Annotated in this window: 3 protein-coding genes; all 3 read left to right on the top strand. The window is 30.8% G+C overall.

Annotation, left to right across the window (positions count from 1 at the left end; translation table 11 throughout):
- The coding region (locus tag SOR77_RS09085) for a glycerophosphodiester phosphodiesterase (protein WP_320636786.1) at positions 1 to 1,514 on the top strand (1,514 nt) is incomplete at its 5' end.
- Between the two features lie 260 nt (positions 1,515 to 1,774).
- Positions 1,775 to 2,785: a 3-deoxy-7-phosphoheptulonate synthase gene (gene aroF / locus SOR77_RS09080; RefSeq protein ID WP_320636785.1), complete on the top strand. Its 1,011-nt coding sequence runs from the start codon at positions 1,775 to 1,777 to the stop codon at positions 2,783 to 2,785.
- A 24-nt stretch (positions 2,786 to 2,809) separates the two neighbouring features.
- Positions 2,810 to 3,169 (top strand): iron-containing alcohol dehydrogenase (locus SOR77_RS09075; protein ID WP_320636784.1); only part of this gene is annotated, 360 nt, incomplete at its 3' end.

Here is a 3,169-nt window from a genome sequence, read left to right as displayed (position 1 = left end):
TTTCAATAGCGGCATATTTTGAACTATATTTGATAATTAAATTATGTACTAATCAGTTGTCGGGAAGTAATTTTGAATTTAAAAGAGAATTTTTAAACTTTAAAAATAGAATATCCAACAGCTCTTTACTAGATGCTATTTTATTTTTTATATACATTATTTTAATAATTCCATTGGCAGAAATTGGATTTAGTATATCGTTGACAAAAGGCATATATATTCCTCAATTTATTACAGATGAATTATTTAAAACAGATTTTGGAGCGTTTTTTATATCTGTATTTATTTTGGCTCTAGTTTATATAAACTTTAGATTGATTTATATATTGGTTTTGGCGGTTATAAAAAATCAAAGTTTTTTTAAAAATATAAGAGAGAGTTTAGAACTTACCAAAAAATATGGAAAGAAGATGATATTAAAATTATCATTGTTTGAAATTGTGATATATTTTTCAAGTGCCGTATTGATATATTTTTTATTAAAATTCCTCAGTATAGCAACCACATTTACAGATTCACTATGGATAGAAGCTGTAGTACTTACCATTATTAAGACTGTAAATATTTTATTTGTAACGCTTACAAAACTTGGGATAGTACTCATACTTTTGGAACTAATAGAGTATAGAGAATATAAATCTATTGAGAATATAAAAAATAAAAAGAGCATCTTTAAAAATAAAAAGTTGGTAATTATTTTGAGTATGACAATTTTTATTTCAGGAGTACTTTATAATGGAATGCAAATCTATATATTACAGCCAAATTCCAAAATAGAAATTGTAGCGCACAGAGGATTTGCCAAAAAAGGTGTTGAAAATTCCATAGAAGCGTTAGAAGGCGCAGCGGAAACAGGAGCAGATTTTTCTGAGATGGATTTAATGCTTACAAAAGATAAAAAATTTATTGTCATGCATGATTATAACTTAAAGAGATTGTCTAATTTAAACAAGAATGTGTGGGATATGAATTTAGATGAAATCAAACAACTCAATATAACTCAAGATTCATTCACCACAAAGATTCCGACATTTGAAGAATATGTACAAAAGGCAAAAGAACTAAATATAAAACTATTAGTTGAATTAAAACCACATGGATATGAGCCGAATAACTATGCTGAATTGATAGTTGAGGAGATGAAAAGGCTGGGCATAGACAAAGAATATAAGTATATGTCTCTTAATTTAGATTTGATGCAGAAAATAAAAAAACTTGCCCCTCAAATGAAAGTTGGATATGTAATTCCAATACAATTTGGACAATTTTCTGATGATGGCGTAGATTTTTGGGTAATAGAAGATTTTTCATATAGAGAAATATTGGTTTTACAAGCTATCTTAAATAAGAAAGAGCTTTATATATGGACTGTTAATGAAAAGAGCAGAATAGAATACTATCTAAATACATTAGTTACAGGGCTTATAAGTGATAATCCGGATGAAATAAAGCAAATTAAAGATAACAATACAAAATATAACTCTTTTTTCGACAGGGTTTTCAAATTAATATAAAATTTATTAGGGCTGAGTTATATCAGTTAGATTAATTTGAGTTGTTGAATTATAATAGCTATGCAAAATAATTTGAAGATTAGACTATTTAAAGTCGAATATGTATAAAATTAAGAGTGACAACATAAATTCTAACGAGAGAAATTGAATAATCGAAACAAAATTTAGATTTTTAGATCAGAATATAAAAAATGCTCCACGCGGAGCATTTATAATTATAAATTGATTTAGATAAAATTTGGTCGGTTTGGGGGAAATATATGATTATAAAATTGAGAACTAATGTGCAGGAAAACCAATTAAAAGAATTAATAGATAGAATAGAAAAAAGAGGTTTATCTGTAGAATGTTCTAAGGGAAATGCAATACAATTAGTTGAGATAATTGGCAATACTGAAAAAGTTGACTTGAGCGAAATTTTAAAGATGGATTGTGTTGACGAAGTATTTAGAAAGCAAGAAAATGCAAAGAAATCAAGCAGACAGTACAAACCACAAGACACTGTAATAACTCTTGACAACGGAACTAAAATAGGCGGAGGGAACTTCGTATTGATAGCAGGACCTTGCTCAGTCGAGTCGGAAGAGCAGGTTATTGAAATTGCAAAGAGCGTTAAAAAATCAGGGGCAAATGTACTAAGAGGCGGAGCTTTTAAACCTCGTACATCCCCGTATGATTTTCAAGGAATAGGAATGGACGGACTTAAAATTTTGTCAAAGGCAAAGGCTGAAACGGGATTGCCGATAGTTTCTGAAATAATGAATATAAATCTTATCGAACATTATGAAGATGTAGACATTCTACAAGTTGGTGCAAGAAATATGCAAAATTTTGAACTCTTAAAAGAACTTGGGAAAATTGATAAACCAATTCTTTTAAAGAGAGGGCTTTCTGCAACATATAATGAATTGTTATCAGCGGCAGAGTATATATTAAGCGGTGGAAATCAAAAAGTCATACTTTGTGAGCGTGGCATAAGAACATTTGAGACATTTACAAGAAATACATTGGATATATCTTCCGTGCCGGCGCTTCATGAAAAGACACATTTGCCAATTATAATTGACCCATCTCATGCGGCGGGAATGGCGAGAATGGTAAGGCCGCTTTCTCTTGGGGCTGTTGGAGCAGGAGCAGATGGACTTATAATTGAAGTCCACAACGACCCTGAAAATGCACTATGTGATGGGGCTCAATCGTTAAGACCTGATGAATTTGACAGAACGGCGAAAATGGTCTTTAAACTCAGAGAAGTTTTGAATGAAGATTAAGGAATAGCAGTTGGAGGATTTGAGTTGCAAAAGATTAAAGTATCCACTTCAAGTGAATATGAAATTCTAATAGAAAAGGGTATTCGTTTAAAACTTAGAGAGATTTTACCTAAGAGAGAAGACTGTAAGTATATAGTGCTAACTGATGAAAATGTAGACAAGTTGTATGGCAGAAAACTGTTTGAATCTCTATCAAAATACAACCTTATAAAATATGTATTAAAACCCGGAGAAAATTCCAAATCATTTGAAGAATTGCAGAAGTTTTTAGAGTTTATGGCTCAAAAAGATATAAATGCAAATGATGTTTTAATAGCATTTGGCGGAGGAGTAATAGGAGATTTTGGCGGCTTTGCAGCGGGAGTTTATCGCAGGGGAATAGAC

Source organism: Peptoniphilus sp., assembly GCF_034090345.1.
Lineage (GTDB): Bacteria > Bacillota > Clostridia > Tissierellales > Peptoniphilaceae > Peptoniphilus.
Note: the sequence above shows the minus strand (reverse complement) of the source record. Positions and strands in the feature narration are given on the sequence as shown.